We start from the raw sequence: 16252 nt of genomic DNA, 5'->3' as shown, positions 1-16252 counted from the left end.
CCACCGGCCCGTGCCCCGGCCTCACCAGGGCCGGGGCACGGGGCCGTCCTCACGCGGGCAGGGTGAAGAGCCGGTACGCGGACACCGTCGTGAAGCCGAAGCGCCGGTACAGGGGTTCACCGGCGGGGCTGGCCGCGAGGGCGGCGGAACGCATCCCGCGGTCGCGTCCCACGCGCAGGGCAGCGGCCGTCAGGGCGCCGCCGATTCCGCGGCGGCGGTGGGTCCCGGCCACGTGGACGAGGAAGATCCCCGCGTGGCCGTGGGCCGTGATCACCACGGTCGTGCCGACGATGCGACCGTCGAGCACCGCGGCGAGCCGTACGACGTCCGCGTTGTCGGAGCGCTGCGCCTCGATGCGCACCATGTCGGCCTCGAGGGCCGGCGGGACGCCCATGGAGGTGCTGTAGGTGCGGACGAACTCCGCCAGGCGGGCGGGCTCCTCCACCGTCTCGATCCGCAGGCCGTCCGGTCGTTCCCCGGCCTCGACGATCCGGTCGAGCGGCCGGACCATCACCGGGACGGAGCCGAATTCGACGAGTCCGTGACGGGCGAGTTCGGCCGCCGTTCCCTCGGGGCTGTCGGGGCCCACCCACCACCACCAGGGGACGTCGGCGAGCCGGGTCCTGGCCGTGGCGGCCGCCCGCCCGACCACGTCCGGGGAGAGGTTCCGGACCACGCCGTTGAACTGGGGGGTCGCGAGTCCGCTGCGGTAGTAGTCGAGGTCCCCCTCGCCGCGCTCCGCCTCGCCCCACCCGAGCAGGTACTGGCGGAAGTTGGCGGTCACCCGGGTCAGGTCCACGCCGTGCCCGGGCACGGGCGTCTCCGCCCAAATTCGTCTGTCTGTCATCCTCGTTGCTTTCGCCGTCGGGGTGCCGTGTGCCGGAGCATCCGGAGTTGTCGGGCTTCGTGGGACCGGGGACCGGCGCGCTTCGCCCACCGCTCCGGCGCGCTCAGCCGGTCCCGGTCCTCCCCCGCCGCGGTGCGGCCGGAGGCGCTGAGATTGCCGAGCATCTGCAGGAGTTCCGCGCTGCGGCTGCCCGGCTCGGGGTGGAACACCCCGAGGATGAGCCCGCCGCTCCCGGCGATGGTCAGCTTGTGCGACCGCAGTTCGAGGTCGCCGGCCTGCGGGTGCCTCAAGCGGGCGACCCCGGCCGTGTGCGTCGCCACGTCGTGGCGGGCCCACAGGTCGCGGAAACGGTCGCTCCGCAGCGACAGGTCACCGACCAGCTCGGTCAGCCGGGGGTCGTCGACGTCCGGCCCCGCCAGGGCGCGCAGGGTGGCGACACCCGCGTGTGTCATCGCCTCCCAGTCCCTGCGCCGTTCGCGTTCCGACGGATCGAGGAACGCGGCCGACAGCAGGTTCACGCCGGGGGCGTAGCTGGGCGACAGGGCCGCCGCGAGGTCGTTCACGGCGAGGACGTCGAAGAACCTGTTCTGCACCCAGGCGGGGTTGCCGCTCCATCCGTCGATCAGTTCGCGGATGCTCTGCGGCACCTGTTCCGGTCGCGGCGCCCGGCCGCGGGACCGCGGCCGGGCGGACGCGCGGTTTCCCTGCGCCTGCGTCAGGCAGATCAGGTGGTCGGCCGCGTCCTGGTCGAGGGTCAGCGCCCGGGCGATCGCGTCGAGCACCTGTGATGACGGATTGCGGTCGCGTCCCTGTTCCAGCCGGAGGTAGTAGTCCGTGCTGATCCCAGCGAGCATCGCGACCTCTTCCCGTCGCAGACCCTCGACGCGACGCGTCCCTTGGGTGCCGATGCCGACGTCCTCCGGCCGGACCAGGCGCCTGCGAGCCCGCAGGAACTCACCCAGCGCATTCGAAGCGTCCATACCGACGACCGTAACCCCGCTCCGCGCGCACGTGCCTGGCCCCCTTGGTACCAGGCACGACGGGCCAAACGGCCCGCTCGAGGTGTTCACCCCGGGGCGGCGGCGCCGTCACCGTCCGTACCGGCGTGACCTGCGCAGCAGGTCGGGCGCGTGTCGGCGGGTCTCGGTAGCCTGAGTTGTGGTGCGGCCGTGAGCCGGCAGGCGTCTCGCGGGCGCCCGGGGCATCCCGGGACAGCCGGGATCGTCACCTTGCGTGACAGGACATGAGAATGGGCAATCCCTCCGAGGCTCCCTACGGACGCCGCCCCACAGGATCGTCCGGCGACGAGGACGTCGCCGGATTCGTCCTCGATGACGGCGGCGTCGTCTCCGCGTGGAGTGCCGCCGCCGAGCGGCTCTTCGGCTGCCGCGCCGCGGACGTCGTCGGACGCCCGGCAGCCGAGTTGTGGCCGGAGGCGTTCGCCGGACCCGCGGGGCATGCCGACGGAGCACCCGGGCGGACGTCGTCCTCGGGTCGTCGCGCCGTGCTCGCGCGCCGCCGTGACGGCGGCCCCCCCGACGTCGTCCTCCACATGTCGCCGTTGCTCGAGCCGGGAGGGCGCGACACCGGGGGCACCGTGGTCGTCGCGGTCCCAGAGCCCCCTTCGGCCCTCGCGGAGGGCGAGGCGATCCTGGAGGCCCTCTTCACCCAGGCGCCCATCGGCATCGCCGTGTACGACCGGAACATGCGCTTCGTACGGGTCAACGCCGCCCTGGAACGCATCCACGGTTTCCCCGCGGAGAAGGCCCTGGGCCGGCCCGTCAGCGAGGTCCTCCCCGGACTCGACGCCATGGCGATCGAGCGCAGGATCAAAGGGGTCCTGGAGAGCGGCCGGCCGGTCGTCAACGCCGTCCACCAAGGGCGCACCTCGGCCGATCCGCACCGGGACCACGTCTGGCACGTCTCCTCCGTCGTCCTGACCGCACCGGACGGCGACGTCCTCGGGGTCACCGATCTGATCATCGACATCACGGAGCGCCACCGGACCAAAGAGCGTCTGGCGCTCCTCGACGAGGCCGCGATGCGCATCGGCACGACGCTGGACATGCGGTGCACGGCGGAGGAACTCGTGGACGTGCTGGTTCCGCGGCTCGCCGACGTGGCGACGATCGACCTCCTCGACGACGTCATGGAGGGCGCGGAACCCGAGCCGATGGGCTCCGGGCCCGTCGCACTGCGTTCCCTCGCCCGCACGGCCGTCGACCCGGACGTCATCAGCGCGCTCCGGAACCCCGGGGAGCGGCAGGACTATCCCCCCGACTCGCCGCACGTGCAGAGCCTCGCCGACGGCCGGCCGCGGCTGATCCCGGTCGTCGACCTCGGTGCCCCCTGGCTGCGCGACACCGCCGACCAGCGGGTCAAGGCGATGCTCACGTACGGGATCGACTCCTTGATCCTCGTACCGCTGCGCGCGCGGGACGCGACCCTGGGCCTGGTGCACCTGTACCGGGGGCACGGCACGGAACCCTTCGAACCCGACGACCTCGTCCTCGCCCAGGACATCGTCGCGCGCGCCGCCGTCTGCCTGGACAACGCCCGCCGCTACACCAACGAGCACACGGCCGCCCTCACCCTCCACGCGAGCATGCTGCCGCGCAGCGTCCCGGAGCAGAGCGCGGTCGAGGTGGCACAGCACTACCGGCCGTCACGGGTGCACGCGGGGGTGAGCGGCGACTGGTTCGACGTGATCCCGCTGTCCGGTGCCAGGGTCGCCCTGGTCGTGGGCGCGGTGCCGGGCAGGGGATTCCAGGCGGCGGCGTGCATGGGGCACATCTGCTCCGCGATCCGCACGCTGGCCCAAGTGGACCTCACCCCGGACGAGTTGCTCGGCCAGATCGACGACATGGTGCCGCGGCTCCTGGAGCGCGAGCACTCCACCGGGTCCGCGCCCGTGGTGGAGGCCCTGAAGGGCTCGACCTGCCTGTACGCCGTCTACGACCCCGTCTCGCGGCGGTGCGTGATGGCCAGTGCCGGACACCCCCCGCCGGCCGTCGTCGGCCGGACCGGGGACGTGGTGATCCCCGATGTGCCGGTCAACAACCCCCTCGGCCAGGGGGACCCGGTGTTCGAGCCGCTGGACCTGGAACTCGCCGAAGGCAGCACCCTGGTGTTCTCCAGCCACAGCCTCCAGCGCGCCACGGACACGTCCGAGACGCTCGCCGCCCGCCTCAGCACCGTCGTCGCCGACCGGGCCCGCCCGATCGAGGAGACGTGCCGCGCCATCTCCGACCTGGTCGCCGCCGAGCTCACGGTGGAGGACGGCCTGGCCCTGCTGCTGGCCCGGACCCGCCCCCTCGACCCGGGGAAGCTGGCCACGTGGACCGTGCCCCCCGTCCCGGCGGCCGTCGGCGACATGCGCTCGCTGGTGCTGCGGCAGCTCGACCTGTGGGGGCTGGAGCACCTGGCCTTCGCCACCGAACTCATCGTCAGCGAGCTCATCACCAACGCCATCCGGCACGGGCACGACCCGATCCGACTGCGCCTGATCCTCGACCGGACGCTCATCTGCGAGGTCAGCGACGCGGCGAGCACGTCGCCCCACATCCGCCGGGCGGCCACCACCGACGAGGGCGGACGCGGGCTCTTCCTGGTGGCGCAGTGCTCCCATCGCTGGGGCACCCGGTACGCCCTGGTCGGCAAGACCATCTGGGCCGAGCAGACCCTGGAGCCCGTACCGGCCGCCTGAACACCGGGGCCACAGCACAGGGGCGTGGCGACGCGCAGTGCGGCCGGTCAGCGGTCAGCCGCTGTCCCTGCGACTGCGTGGGGGAGAGTCCTTCCGCATCACGTTCCCGGGAGGCCGCGTGGAGGCGCGGTCTCCCGGGTGCGACTGTTCCCCGGGTGATCCCCACTGGGCGCGCCCCCGGTCCCCGGTGGCAGCGCCCCGGCGGTCCTGGGAGTGGGGGCCCGGTCGCCTCGTCATGACGGTGACGGGTGGTCCCGGCACTCCCAGGAACACCGGTGCCTTCACCCCCGGACGGCGGGACAGCAGGCTGGGCACGGCCTACGGCTTCGTCGCGGGCTCCTGACGTGGGCAACGGCCGTGTCCGGCATGTCCTCCAAGACGAACGAAGGGTTTCCATGAAGATCGGGTTTGCGCTTCCGTACCTGCACAACGTGGCCCACCAGGTCGACCGGGCGGCCCAGTTCGCCCGGGAGGCGGAGAAGGCCGGTGCGGCGAGCCTGTGGGCGGGCGACCGGCACTTCGCCGCCGTCGACCCCACGATCGGGGCCACCGGTCCCGGCACCACGATCCCGGTGGAGTACCGGACCGCGGCCGACCCCTTCGTGCTGCTCGGTGTCGCGGCGGCCGCGACCGAGCAGGTGCGGTTGGGCACCAACGTCCTCATCGCGCCGGTCTACGCACCCGCACAGCTCGCCCGCAGTCTGACCACGATCGACCGGATCAGCGGCGGGCGGCTCATCCCCGGCTGCGGCGTCGGATGGTCGCCCGAGGAATTCGCGGCGGCGAACGTGGACTTCACCAAGCGCGGCGCCAGGACCGACGAGATGCTGGACGCACTCGAGCTGCTCTGGACCCAGGACCCGGTGGAGTACCACGGCCGCCACCTGGAACTCCCGCTGCAGTACACGCCGTTGAAGCCCGTGCAGAAGCCCCGCCCTCCCTTCTACCTCGGTGCGCCGAGCGGGGCCCCCGCCGCGCTCAAGCGCATCGGGGAGCGCGCGGACGGCTGGCTGCCGGCGTGCGTCGTGCCCGTCTTCGTGGACGCCGACACGGTGCTGGCGCAGCGCGCCCTGATCAACGAGTTCGCCGGTGCGGCGGGACGCGACCCTTCGCTGCTGGACACGGTCATGCGGGTCAACGTCGTGGAGGGGACCTCGCTCACTCGGGTCGCGGACGCCATCAAGTCGCTCGCCGACCGGACGGGCATCCAGCACTTCATGGTGGAGTCCATGTCCCTCCCCCACGTCGACGCCTCGCTCGAACTCGTCACGGATCCGCTGTCGCTCGTCCGGCGCGGCTGATCCCACGCCCGTCACCCTGCGCGATTCACCCGTTCGGCGGCCTCTCGGTCGCGACTTCGGGGCGGGCGGCGTCTCATGAGCGTGACCGCATACGCGTTCGAGTGGGAGGTCGCCGATGTACGACATGTGCGCCGAACCCATAGCGACGGAAACGGGATCCGCCCAGTTGTGGCACGTACTCCGGCTTGACGGAAGCACCCTGTGCGGCCGTGCGCTCGCCGGCAGGCCCGTTCCGGCACCCGACGACGACTACCGCGACGAGTACTGCACCCCCTGCATGACGGCGGTCGCCACAGCGGCGTCCCGCCGCGGCAGGGTCCGCCCCATGGTCTGAATCCCCCCTCGCACCCCCGGCCGACAGGGTTGGACCTGTCGGCCGCCCACCTTCCATTTAATTGCGTACGCACGCATGTCACGCACACGACACAACAGCCCGACAACGCTGCCTGCCGCCGCCCTCGATTTCCGGCGAAACGGACTCCGGGGTCCGATATCATGGCCGCCGGCCCCAAGGGGCCGAGCCCCTCATCGAACCCAGACAGGCCACCCGTCCCATGAGCCCAGCGAACCCGCCCGACCCGGACCGGCAGACGTCCACGCCACCGCGACGGGCGGACGCCCGCCGCAACCACGAACGCGTGGTCGCCGCCGCGGTCGACGTCTTCCGCGAACGCGGCACCCTGGCCACCGTCCCCCAGATCGCGGCGCGGGCCGAGGTCGGCAAGGCGACCGTCTACCGGAGCTTCCCCACCAAAGAGGACCTGCTGGAGACGATCACCCGGCTGAGTCTGGAGGAGCTCGAGCGACGCACCGCGGCAGCCCAGGACGAACCCGGCCCCGACGAGGCCTTCCGCCGCCATGTCCGCGAACTCTTCGACGTCCTGGCCCGCGACCGCCTGCTCGCCGAGCGCCTGGCGGACGGAGCGTCCCCGGCCGCCGTGTCGGTCCTGGAGTCGCTGACCGAGGCCATGGAGTCCGCGCGTGCGGCGGGGACGCTGCGCGAGGACACCACGCCACTGGATCTGCGGGTGCTCCTGTGCGGCGCGGCCCTGCAGCTGGTGCGGCTCGAGGAACGTGAACCGTCGGTCTGGCACCGCTACGCGGACATGGTGCTCCGGGCACTCGGCCGCTGACAGCGGCAGGACGCGTCAACGACCGTCCGGGATACGGAAGCTGCCGCGGACCTGATCGACGCGGCGCCGCAGCCGGAGCGCGGCCGCGGAGCGTGAACTCGACGGAAAGTCCCGGCCCTCCGGTACCAACGCGTTCCCCGCGCCCGCGGCGACCAGGTCGATGACCGGGGGCCATTCGTCGACCTGGACGCGGATCGCCCCGTCGGACGGGGTGTCGACGAAGCGCGCGGGCCACCTCAGACGGTGCACGGCCGCCGCAGCAGCTCCGGCCGGTCCAGGTCCGGCAGTTCGAGGTCGAGCAGGACGAACTCCGCCTCGTGCACGAACCGCAGGGCGTCCAGGGCCCGGCCGACCCTGCCCACGGTGTGGCCGCGCCGGGCGAGGGCCGTGCCGGGTGCGTGGGCCCTGCGGTCGGCGTCCTCGACCGGTAGCGCGTGCATTCGTGGGTGTCCCCCCTGTCCATGCAGTGGCGGCTCCGACCTGGCGGGTGGCGCACCACCGCCGACCCGGAAAGTCTGCGCGTTCTGTCAACCGATCTTCGCCGAAACGTGGTCTGGGAGGTGGAGGGGGCATGTGAGCCCCCGGTGCGTTCGTTTGACAGTCTGCAAGGAGTCTCGTCCATGACCCGGATGAAGAAGTTAGCGGCGGCCACGATGACGGCGGCCCTTCTGTCAGGGGTGCCGACCGTGGCCTACGCGATGACGCCCTCCACGGCGTCCGCGGGTACGTCACAGGCCACCGCGGCCGCCGGCGCCCCGGCCACGAAGGGCGGGTGGGCGCGGGTCGTGTCGCCCGGTGAGCGCGTCCACGCGGCTCCCGGGGTGGTCCTGTGGCTCACCGAGGAGGGCAAGCACTGGTCCACGCCCGACCAGCCGGACCAGTTCCGCAGCGTGGTCGACGGCAACATCGATCCCACGCGGCCCAGCGTGAGCCTGCAAGCCGAACCGGTGGGCGACCGGTACTTCCTGTCCGGGGTGTACGTCACCCCGGACGACGCCGCCGACGCGGCCACGGTCAGGGTCGTCACCGGTCTCGGGACGGTCACCGGCACCGTCGTCCGGCTGCCCGGACACCCCGGCTGGGGCGCCTGGTACGCCACCAGCCCGCTTCCTTCGTCCCTCCCGCTGCCGGGAAGCCCCTTCATACGCAGCGTCACCGTCTTCGACGCGGGCCACCGCCCCCTCGCCGCCCTGGCCCTCGGCTGACGCCTGGCCACCGGCAGGGACCCGGCACGATCCGGGTCCCCGCGTTCCCGGGCCCGCAGTCGCCGCGTAAGGCGGCGGCGCCCCCCACCGGTCATCTGTTCCTCGATCAGAAGGTCCACCATGCGTATCAAGTACGCGGGCATCGTGCTCGCAGGCTGCACCGCGACGGCCGTCCTGGCCGCCACCCCCGCCGGTGCCGCCACCTCCTCCCTGCCCGCCCCTTCCGTCAGCGCCGTCCTCGACGTGCAGAAGCAGGCAATGGCCAACGGCGCCCCGGGGGCCCTGACCCGTATCGACTCCGGCAGCACGAGCTACCGCATCTCGTCCGGGCAGGCGGACACCGTCGCCCGCACCGCGATGGACGCCGACCGCCGGTTCCGGGTGGGCAGCGTCAGCAAGTCCTTCACCACGGTGGTGCTGATGCAGTTGGTCGCCGAGGGGCGTATCGACCTCGACGCACCGGCGAACACCTACCTGGCCCATCCGCTGCCGGACGACCGGATCACCGTGCGGCATCTGCTCAGCCACCGCAGCGGCTTGTGGGACTACACCAACGACATGTTCGAATCCACCGTCCCGGGCTTCGAATCGGTACGGAACAGGGTGTTCACCTACCAGGAACTGATCGACCTGTCGACGGCCCACCAGCCGACCAACGAGCCCGGCGCGGCCTACAGCTACTCCAACACCAACTTCGTCGTCCTGGGGCAACTCATCGAGCACGTCACCGGCGTGCCGATGGCCACCCAGTACCAGCGGCGCATCTTCCAGCCCCTGAACCTGAAGAACACCACCTACGTCCACCCGCAGACCACCATCTCCGGCTCCTACGCCCACGGTTACCTGCGCCCCGACGATGCCACGCTGCCGCTGGTGGACTCCACCGAACAGACCGTCTCCTGGGCGCAGTCCGCCGGCGCGGTCATCTCCAACGCCAACGACCTCAACCGGTTCTTCTCCGCACTGGTCTCCGGCACGCTCGTACCCACCGCCCAACTCCAGCAGATGATGACCATGGTCCCCGTCAACGCCGACGGCACCCAGTCCTACGGGTTGGGCCTGCGCGCCAGGAAGCTGTCCTGCGGCGTCACCGTGTACGGCCACACCGGCACCGTCCAGGGCTTCTACACCTACGCGTTCACCACCGCCGACGGCAAGCGCAGCATGACGTCCATGGCCAACACCTCCAACAACGGAACCGTCAACACCATCCTCGGCGGCACGCTGGAAGCCTCCTTCTGCGGCACCACCTCCGCCAAGGCACTCAACGCCAAGTCCTCCGAGGGCGAGACGTTCACCGAGGACATAGCCCCGCAGGTCGTCCGCCGCTGACCGACCGTCGTGCTCCGGATCCCGGCGCCGCGTCCGGGATCGGGGGCCGCACAGCTCGGTGGGGGCGGTACTACGCCTGCGGCACCACGGCCTCGGCCGGCGACCGTGCGGGCGGCGGCGCCGGGTCGCCGGCCGCCTCCTCGGCGCGGCTGAGCGCGGTGTTCCTGGTGTCGGGCATGAGGACGTAGGTGACGAGGGAGACCAGCGCGCACGCCGAGACGTACCAGAAGAAGGCCGTCTCATGACCGGCGTCCTTGAACCACAGCGCCACGTACTCCGCGGTGCCGCCGAACAGGGCGTTGGCGATCGCGTACGGCAGCGCCACGCCCAGCGCCCGGACCCGGGTCGGGAACAGTTCGGCCTTCACCGCGGCGTTGATCGAGGTGTAGCCGGTGACGATCACCAGCGCGAGCAGCGAGAGGCCGAGCGCGGGCCAGTACGAGGAGGCCGAGCCGAGCGCCGTCATGATCGGGTAGGTGCCGAAGGTGCATCCCACGGCGAAGGTGATCAGCAGCGGTCGGCGGCCGATCCGGTCCGACAGCGCACCGGCCAGGGGCTGGAGCAGCGCGAAGACGAAGAGCGCGGTGAAACTGACCAGCGTCGCGGTGTTCTTGGCCATGCCGGCGCTGCCGATGAGGTACTTGGTGAGGTAGGTGGTGTACGTGTAGTACGCGACGGTGCCGCCCAGGGTGAGCGCCATGACCAGCAGCGCCTGACGCCGGTGCTGCCACAGCAGCCGGAGCGAGCCGCGGGCGTCGTCCTGCGTGCGGGCCTCCTCGGCGAAGGCGTCGGTCTCCTCGAGCCTGCGCCGGATCCAGAAGACGACGAGGGCGAAGACCGCGCCCAGCAGGAAGGGGACGCGCCAGCCCCAGTCGTGCAACTGGTCCGTGGTCAGCACGTGCTGGAGGGTGATCAGGATCGCCAGGCCCAGGAGCTGTCCCGCCGTCATCGACACGTACTGGAAGGACGAGCCGAGACCGCGCCGGTTGCGGGCCGACGCCTCGGTGAGGTAGGTCGCGCTGGCCGCATACTCACCGCCGATGCTCAGGCCCTGCAGCAATCGCGCGAGCAGCAAAACGAGCGCGCCGGCGTAGCCGGCCTGACCGTACGTCGGGGCGACCGCGATCAGCAGGGCGGCGACGGACATCATGGTGACGGTGAGGGTCAGCGCGCTCTTGCGGCCGTGCCGGTCGGCGGCGCGGCCCAGTACCCAGCCCCCTACGGGACGCATGAGGAAGCCGACGGCGAAGATGCCGGCGGTGTTCATCAGCTGGGTGGTCGGGTTGTCGCCGGGGAAGAAGGAGTCGGCGAAGTAGAGGGCGAAGCTGGCGTAGACGAACCAGTCGTACCACTCGACGAGATTGCCCAGCGAGCCTCCCACGAGGGCGAGGCGGCGCTTGCCGCGCTGCTCGGCGGACGGGGGCGCGGGCATGGCGGAAGGCGGCGACATCGGCGGCTCCAGAGGGAAAGGCCCTTATGGGGGACGGGGCGAAGTGCCCAGAGCGTGGGGTTCCGCGCCTCGCCCGGACACGGTCCGGTGCCCAGATCTAACGTCCCGCCAGGAATCCGGGTCACGGCTGCCCGGGGGCCCGTCGACGCGGTCGTGGTCCGGGAATCCCCCATCAGCACCGCCCCCTGGTCTCGCCACGCCCTTACGTCATGGGAAAGACGCCGGGGGGCGGCCCGCTATGCAGGTGAGGCCTGTGATCCGGGTCACGCGGGCGGGAACAGGAGGAGGCCACGCGCTAGGCGAGGGCGTCGTCGTCCTCGGCCGGTACGACGGTGACCGGGGCAGGACCGCGACTCCGGCGGGGCGCATGGGGTGGCGGTCACAAGGCCGACGCCGTACGGCCGGCCCCGGCCGCGCGCGGCGCAGCGCCCGATCCCGAGAGCGCGCCCGCGTCAAGGCCGTTCAGCGGGAGGGCATGGCACGCCGGCCACGCCATGGCGTCCGGGTCGGGCGGCCGGTCCCGCGGCGTGCTGGAGGGCCACCGTGTCAGACCGGCAGCCCCTTGCGGGCGAGATGCGACGGCCATCGGTCGGCGGCCGCCCCCATCCGAACCCCCGGACCCCGCCAGGGCCCCGGCGCGGCACGCCGGGCGGGCCCGTGATCACTCCGCTGGCGGGTCGCCCGCCGAACGGGCCAGCAGCACGAGCGCGGCCGCTCCGGCCACGGCGGCGGCCGTGCCCGCGGAGCGGAAACCGTGCGAGGAGCGCCAGGACAGGACCGACCAGCGTGACCCGGCGGACAGCAGTGAGCCCACGCTCAGCCACGAACCGGTCGACAGCAGCGACAGGGCGGAACCGATGGACCCCGCGGACAGGGCGCTGCCGACCGAGCCGACGGACAGCACCGAGCCGACGGAGCCGATGGAGAGCACGGAGCCCACCGAGCCGATGGAGAGCACCGAGTCCTTGGACCACAGGGACAGGGCGGAGCCCCGGCAGGACGAGCCCGGCTGCGGCGTGGAGGTTGTCTTCATGGTCCCCATCCTGCCGAACGCGGCGCGATCCGGTGGGGCCTGAGGTCACGTCAGGAGGGGACGGTGATCGCGCGTGAGCCGGTGCGGACCGGGAAGGCGCGCAGTGAGGGGCCGAGCGGAAGACGGGACGTGGAACAGACGGAGGCAGGTGAAGGCCCGTGAGCGCGACCGAGCACCGCGGCGACGGTGACGAACGGGTGGGCGAACTGGTGTCCCGCGCGTCGGAGCAGCTGTCGCGATTGGTACGCGAGGAAATGCGGCTGGCCCAGGTGGAGATGGCCCGGAAGGGCCGCCGCTTCGGCCGGGGCGGCGGCCTGGTCGGCGGGGCGGGCCTCTTCGCGGTCCGGGCGCTGCAGGGGCTCGCCGTCGCCGCCGTCGCGGGCCTGGCGCTCGCGCTGCCGGTGTGGGCGGCGGCGCTGGTCGTCACGGGAGTCCTGGCCCTGGTCGCGGCGGTACTGGCCGCGGCGGGCCGCAGGCAGTTCGGCCGGGCGGCCCCGCCCGCGCCGGAGGCCACCATCGACAGCGTCAAGGCCGACATCGCGGAACTCAAGGAAAGGGCACACCGATGACGAGCGACAAGTCACCGACGACCGACGAGCTGCGTGAGCGCGTCGAGGCGACGCGCGAGGAACTGGGCCGCACCGTCGCGGCGCTGACGGCGAAGACCGACGTCAAGCGCCGGCTGGCGGGCCGGGCCGGACAGGCCGGCGCCAAGGCGCACGAGGCGGCGTCCCGGATGGGCGAGTTGGTCCGGGAGAAGACCCCGGAGCCGGCCCGGGACAAGGCCGTCAATGCGGCCCGGCAAATGCGGCTCCAGGCGGTCCACGCCGGGCGGCTCGCCCGCGCGAAGGCCCCGGCGGTACGCGCGCGTGCCGGCCGCACCGCACGCGCCGCCCGGTCCCATCGCGCGCCCCTGTTGGGCGCCGGCGCGGCGATGGGGGTGTTGCTGTTGGTGCGCCGCGCCAGGAGGAGGCGCGGGTGAAGGCGTCGAAAATCGTCTACAAGCCCGTGGGCCTGGCCCTGGGCGCGGTCTCCGGGCTGATCGCCGGCGCGTTGTTCAAGCGGGCGTGGAAGACCCTGGGCCACGAACAGGACGCGCCCGACGCCACCGACGAGGACCGCTCCTGGGCCGAGGTGCTCACCGCGGCGGCGCTGCACGGCGCGATCTTCGCCTTCGTCAAGGCGGCGGTCGACCGCGGGGGCGCGACCGCCACCCGGCGTCTCACCGGTGTCTGGCCGGGCTGAGGTTCACGTCGCGCGGGCGGCCTCCCGCAGCCGGGCGCCCTAGCGGGAACACCTCGCGGCCCCTGCCCACCGTTGGCTGCCGGGCACCCCTGGGGCGGACGTTGCCGCACCCACCGGTTGTCAGTGGCGGCCCCTACGGTGGTGGGTGTCCCCATCCGTGTGGCTTCTCGGAACCGGACTCCCGGAGGGCCGGCTCTGTGGCGGGGCCGGCCTCCCGCCGCCTCTTCGACACCCATCTGTTCCGGGTCGGGCACCTGCACAACTGCGCGCAGGAGGAGGAAGCGGAGCTGCTGCTGCAGGGGGCGCCTGGCGGCGGCGCTGCGTGCGCGCATCCGGGTCGGTGGGCCCGAGCGGCTCTCGGCCGCCCTGTCGGCGGAGCAGGGGCCGTGCGGTCCCGTGCGCCGGACCACGACCGCGGGCGGCCACCCGAGCACCGACGGCGGGTACTCCTCCCGGAGCCCCGCGGGCGCGGCCCCCTGCCCGCGAACCGCCTGGACAGGCTCGCACGGGCCCCGGCTCCCTGAGCCCCGCCCCCTCGGTGCCCGCGTACGACCGCCGACCGGGAGGGCGGCCCCGTCGCGACGCGCGGACGGATGCTCCCGGCACACCGGGCGCCAACCCGCCCTCCAGCACATATCATGCCGATGTCACCCCTTTGCCCGGAAATGTTCATGCGGGCCTCTGGGTGTCGTTCACGTTTTCCGATCACTCCACGCCGAGATGGTGCACGCACCGGCGAGCAGCGAAAGTGCAGGAGGTACGGCATGTCGGACCGGTTTCCCGATCTGCGGGTGCACTCCGTTCCCGCGGGACCCGAACTCGCCGGGCAGCACGAGTCCCATACGCGCCTGACCATCCTGCTCAGTCCCCGCGGCGCGGCGCGCACCGAGGCCGTCCTGATCGGCGAACTCGACGCCGCGACCGCGCCGGAAGTGCGCCGCGCCCTCTTCGCCGCCCTGGAGGCGGGGGACGGCCTCGACCTGGACCTGCGCGACGTCACCGGTTGCGACGGCGCGGGGCTGAACGCCCTGCTGGAGCTGCGCAACCGCGCCATGGCCGCACACCGGACGCTGACCGTGACCGCCGTGAGCGACACCGTCCTGCGGCTGCTCGACCTCACCGGCAACCGCGGCGCGCTCACCCCGTCCCGCCCGTCGGCCCACCGGCTCGGCGCGGACGTCCGGCGCCTGTACACGGCGGTGTGCCTGGCCCTGCTGGACGCGGGCCTGCCGCTCGCACAGCACGCGGGCGGCGAGGACCGTCCCGTCGTGGAGGCGGGGCCGCGGGGCGTGGTCGTGCGCTGGGGCACCCTCCTCGGCGCCGATGTGACGGCGCGGCATGCGGCCGGGGCGCACCGCCGCCCGCTCCACAGGGCGGTGCTGGACGCGCTGGCCCTCGCCGGGTTCCGCACGGTCGAGGACAGCACGGCGACCCGTGAGATCATCGTCACCGCGCTGCCGGAGCGGACCCGCCGCTGATCCCGCACCGCGCTCCCCCTGCGTGCCCGGACGAAGCCGGGGTAGGCGGCAGCCAGGTACGCGGCTTGACCCCATGAACCGCCCCGCAGGAGGACGATGTGCTGCTGGCCCACCCCGCCGTGCTGAACGACCTGGTCGACCGTTACGAGACGCTGAGGATGCTCGACCCCGGGGACCTCGAGGTGCGCCGCCGGATGGCGGACGTCTCGTACACGCTGTGCGTGGCGACCGGCACGCGGGACGTCGACACGGCGCTGATCGCGGCGCGGCTGCGGCTGCCGGGGGCCCGCCCGGAGGACGATTCGGTGCTTGCCTGAGACGCGTCCGCGTCCCCCGCGGCCGCCGGGAAGGAGAAGCGTTGCGCACGGTCGGTGTGGAGGAGGAACTCCTGCTGCTGGACGCGGAATCCGGGGAGCCGCGGGCGTTGTCGACGGCGGTGCTGGCGTCGGCCCGCCGTGACGGCACGGCGGGCGGCCAGGTGTTCGAGGCGGAACTGCAACGTCAGCAGGTGGAGTTCGCGACCCGGCCGCAGTCGCGGATGGAGGACCTGGCGGCGGAGATCGTGCGGTGGCGGGCGGAGGCGGCACGCCACGCCGAGGAGTCCGGTGGCGCGGTGGCGGCGCTGGCGACGTCGCCGTTGCCGGTGAGCCCGCAGCTGAGCACCGGGGAGCGGTACGGGTGGCTGCGGGAGCGGTACGGGCTGACCGCGCAGGAGCAGCTGACGTGTGGCTGTCACGTCCATGTGTCGGTGGAGTCCGACGAGGAGGGCGTCGCGGTCCTTGACCGGATCCGCTGCTGGCTGCCGGTGTTACTGGCGCTCAGCGGGAACTCGCCGTTCTGGCAGGGCCGGGACAGCGGCTACGCGAGCTACCGCAGCCGGGTGTGGGGCAGGTGGCCGTCGGCCGGTCCGGTGGAGCCGTTCGGTTCCGCCGCCGCCTACCACGAGCAGGTGCGGGCCATGATCGCCACCGGCGCGCTGCGCGATGAGGGCATGGTGTACTTCGACGCCCGGCTGTCGCACACCTACCCCACCGTCGAGGTCCGCGTCGCGGACGTGTGCCTGGACGCGTCCGGTACCGCGTTGCTGGCGACGTTGGTACGGGCGCTGGTGGAGACCGCGGCCCGCGCGTGGCGGGCCGGTGAGCCGCCGTCGGCGCACGCCGTGGCCCTGCTGCGGCTCGCGACCTGGCGGGCGGCCCGCGAGGGCATCGACGGCCGCCTGGTCCACCCGGTGACCATGGAGCCCGCCCCGGCCGAGGCCGTGGTCCGCGCACTGTTCGACCGCGTACGCGACGCCCTGGAGGAGAACGGCGACCTGGTCCCCGCGCAGGACGCCCTCGCCGGACTCCTCAAGACCGGCAACGGCGCCCGCGTCCAACGCGACCTGCTGCGCCGCACCGGCGACCTCCGCGAAGTCGCCGCGGCCTGCGTCCGCCTCACCCACACCTGACAGGGGTGCCAGGCCCCGCCCGGCCAGGCCCCCCAGTCAGGTGGCGGCCGAGAATCAGTCACATATAAACCA

The 16252-nt window shown here is 72.9% G+C and carries 17 protein-coding genes; 11 read left to right on the top strand and 6 right to left on the bottom strand.

Annotated elements, in window-relative coordinates; genetic code table 11:
* Window positions 1-49 precede the first annotated feature (49 nt).
* Both ACFV3E_RS20170 and ACFV3E_RS20165 read right to left on the bottom strand, forming a co-directional pair.
* On the bottom strand, window positions 50-814 hold the full coding sequence (locus tag ACFV3E_RS20170) for a GNAT family N-acetyltransferase (RefSeq protein WP_500535842.1): 765 nt from the start codon (window positions 812-814) through the stop codon (window positions 50-52).
* A gap of 29 nt (window positions 815-843) precedes the next feature.
* Window positions 844-1827, bottom strand: coding sequence for a helix-turn-helix domain-containing protein (locus ACFV3E_RS20165; protein WP_500535841.1), 984 nt, complete (start codon window positions 1825-1827; stop codon window positions 844-846).
* A 269-nt stretch (window positions 1828-2096) separates the two neighbouring features.
* Here ACFV3E_RS20165 and ACFV3E_RS20160 point away from each other — a divergent pair, with 269 nt between their 5' ends.
* From ACFV3E_RS20160 to ACFV3E_RS20150, 3 genes are all read left to right on the top strand, one after another.
* On the top strand, window positions 2097-4553 hold the full coding sequence (locus ACFV3E_RS20160; protein WP_500535840.1) for a SpoIIE family protein phosphatase: 2457 nt from the start codon (window positions 2097-2099) through the stop codon (window positions 4551-4553).
* A gap of 395 nt (window positions 4554-4948) precedes the next feature.
* The gene (locus tag ACFV3E_RS20155; protein WP_500535839.1) at window positions 4949-5854 is read left to right on the top strand and encodes a TIGR03619 family F420-dependent LLM class oxidoreductase; all 906 of its coding nucleotides are present in this window, start codon (window positions 4949-4951) and stop codon (window positions 5852-5854) included.
* A 554-nt stretch (window positions 5855-6408) separates the two neighbouring features.
* Window positions 6409-6987 carry a TetR/AcrR family transcriptional regulator gene (locus tag ACFV3E_RS20150; protein ID WP_500535838.1) on the top strand — a complete coding sequence of 193 codons (579 nt, stop codon included), beginning with the start codon at window positions 6409-6411 and terminating at the stop codon, window positions 6985-6987.
* A 15-nt stretch (window positions 6988-7002) separates the two neighbouring features.
* Here the strand turns inward: ACFV3E_RS20150 and ACFV3E_RS20145 are convergent, their stop codons facing one another.
* Both ACFV3E_RS20145 and ACFV3E_RS20140 read right to left on the bottom strand, forming a co-directional pair.
* On the bottom strand, window positions 7003-7236 hold the full coding sequence (locus ACFV3E_RS20145; protein WP_500535837.1) for a hypothetical protein: 234 nt from the start codon (window positions 7234-7236) through the stop codon (window positions 7003-7005).
* Window positions 7224-7427 carry a hypothetical protein gene (locus ACFV3E_RS20140; protein ID WP_500535836.1) on the bottom strand — a complete coding sequence of 68 codons (204 nt, stop codon included), beginning with the start codon at window positions 7425-7427 and terminating at the stop codon, window positions 7224-7226. The genes ACFV3E_RS20145 and ACFV3E_RS20140 overlap by 13 nt, the downstream gene beginning before the upstream one ends.
* 189 nt (window positions 7428-7616) lie before the next feature.
* On the opposite strand from ACFV3E_RS20140, the gene ACFV3E_RS20135 reads away from it, so the two are divergent.
* Window positions 7617-8192 (top strand): hypothetical protein, encoded by a 576-nt coding sequence (locus ACFV3E_RS20135; protein ID WP_500535835.1) that lies wholly within the window; start codon window positions 7617-7619, stop codon window positions 8190-8192.
* Window positions 8193-8312: 120 nt separating this feature from the next.
* Window positions 8313-9524 carry a serine hydrolase domain-containing protein gene (locus ACFV3E_RS20130; RefSeq protein WP_500535834.1) on the top strand — a complete coding sequence of 404 codons (1212 nt, stop codon included), beginning with the start codon at window positions 8313-8315 and terminating at the stop codon, window positions 9522-9524.
* A 70-nt stretch (window positions 9525-9594) separates the two neighbouring features.
* Here ACFV3E_RS20130 and ACFV3E_RS20125 read toward each other — a convergent pair whose 3' ends face one another.
* Both ACFV3E_RS20125 and ACFV3E_RS20120 read right to left on the bottom strand, forming a co-directional pair.
* On the bottom strand, window positions 9595-10956 hold the full coding sequence (locus tag ACFV3E_RS20125; protein WP_500535966.1) for an MFS transporter: 1362 nt from the start codon (window positions 10954-10956) through the stop codon (window positions 9595-9597).
* A 679-nt stretch (window positions 10957-11635) separates the two neighbouring features.
* Window positions 11636-12007: a hypothetical protein gene (locus ACFV3E_RS20120; protein WP_500329381.1), complete on the bottom strand. Its 372-nt coding sequence runs from the start codon at window positions 12005-12007 to the stop codon at window positions 11636-11638.
* A 158-nt stretch (window positions 12008-12165) separates the two neighbouring features.
* Between ACFV3E_RS20120 and ACFV3E_RS20115 the strand changes: the two genes are divergently transcribed.
* The 6 genes from ACFV3E_RS20115 to ACFV3E_RS20090 all read left to right on the top strand — a co-directional run bounded on the left by ACFV3E_RS20115 (window position 12166) and on the right by ACFV3E_RS20090 (window position 16180).
* Complete coding sequence (locus ACFV3E_RS20115) at window positions 12166-12576, top strand: phage holin family protein (protein ID WP_500535833.1); 411 nt, start codon at window positions 12166-12168, stop codon at window positions 12574-12576.
* Window positions 12573-12989: a DUF3618 domain-containing protein gene (locus ACFV3E_RS20110; RefSeq protein ID WP_500535832.1), complete on the top strand. Its 417-nt coding sequence runs from the start codon at window positions 12573-12575 to the stop codon at window positions 12987-12989. Before ACFV3E_RS20115 ends, ACFV3E_RS20110 begins: the two co-directional genes overlap by 4 nt.
* Window positions 12986-13252 (top strand): DUF4235 domain-containing protein, encoded by a 267-nt coding sequence (locus ACFV3E_RS20105; RefSeq protein ID WP_500535831.1) that lies wholly within the window; start codon window positions 12986-12988, stop codon window positions 13250-13252. Before ACFV3E_RS20110 ends, ACFV3E_RS20105 begins: the two co-directional genes overlap by 4 nt.
* Window positions 13253-14016: 764 nt before the next feature.
* The gene (locus ACFV3E_RS20100; RefSeq protein WP_500535830.1) at window positions 14017-14730 is read left to right on the top strand and encodes an STAS domain-containing protein; all 714 of its coding nucleotides are present in this window, start codon (window positions 14017-14019) and stop codon (window positions 14728-14730) included.
* 98 nt (window positions 14731-14828) lie between these two features.
* Window positions 14829-15047, top strand: a complete 219-nt coding sequence (locus tag ACFV3E_RS20095) for a DUF5133 domain-containing protein (protein WP_500535829.1) — start codon at window positions 14829-14831, stop codon at window positions 15045-15047.
* A gap of 41 nt (window positions 15048-15088) precedes the next feature.
* Complete coding sequence (locus tag ACFV3E_RS20090) at window positions 15089-16180, top strand: glutamate--cysteine ligase (RefSeq protein ID WP_500535828.1); 1092 nt, start codon at window positions 15089-15091, stop codon at window positions 16178-16180.
* The last annotated feature ends 72 nt before the right edge of the window (window positions 16181-16252 follow it).

The organism is Streptomyces sp. NPDC059718 (assembly GCF_042733315.1).
Taxonomy (GTDB): domain Bacteria; phylum Actinomycetota; class Actinomycetes; order Streptomycetales; family Streptomycetaceae; genus Actinacidiphila.
This window is presented reverse-complemented; position numbering and strand designations above follow the sequence as displayed.

Bases quoted from the DNA above. Each gene is read 5' to 3' on its own strand.
- ACFV3E_RS20150 (WP_500535838.1), top strand. From the start codon at position 6,409: ATGAGCCCAGCGAACCCGCCCGACCCGGACCGGCAGACGTCCACGCCA.
- ACFV3E_RS20130 (WP_500535834.1), top strand. From the start codon at position 8,313: ATGCGTATCAAGTACGCGGGCATCGTGCTCGCAGGCTGCACCGCGACG.
- ACFV3E_RS20120 (WP_500329381.1), bottom strand. From the start codon at position 12,007: ATGAAGACAACCTCCACGCCGCAGCCGGGCTCGTCCTGCCGGGGCTCC.
- ACFV3E_RS20140 (WP_500535836.1), bottom strand. From the start codon at position 7,427: ATGCACGCGCTACCGGTCGAGGACGCCGACCGCAGGGCCCACGCACCC.
- ACFV3E_RS20100 (WP_500535830.1), top strand. From the start codon at position 14,017: ATGTCGGACCGGTTTCCCGATCTGCGGGTGCACTCCGTTCCCGCGGGA.
- ACFV3E_RS20135 (WP_500535835.1), top strand. From the start codon at position 7,617: ATGAAGAAGTTAGCGGCGGCCACGATGACGGCGGCCCTTCTGTCAGGG.
- ACFV3E_RS20160 (WP_500535840.1), top strand. From the start codon at position 2,097: ATGGGCAATCCCTCCGAGGCTCCCTACGGACGCCGCCCCACAGGATCG.
- ACFV3E_RS20165 (WP_500535841.1), bottom strand. From the start codon at position 1,827: ATGGACGCTTCGAATGCGCTGGGTGAGTTCCTGCGGGCTCGCAGGCGC.
- ACFV3E_RS20125 (WP_500535966.1), bottom strand. From the start codon at position 10,956: ATGCCCGCGCCCCCGTCCGCCGAGCAGCGCGGCAAGCGCCGCCTCGCC.
- ACFV3E_RS20155 (WP_500535839.1), top strand. From the start codon at position 4,949: ATGAAGATCGGGTTTGCGCTTCCGTACCTGCACAACGTGGCCCACCAG.
- ACFV3E_RS20110 (WP_500535832.1), top strand. From the start codon at position 12,573: ATGACGAGCGACAAGTCACCGACGACCGACGAGCTGCGTGAGCGCGTC.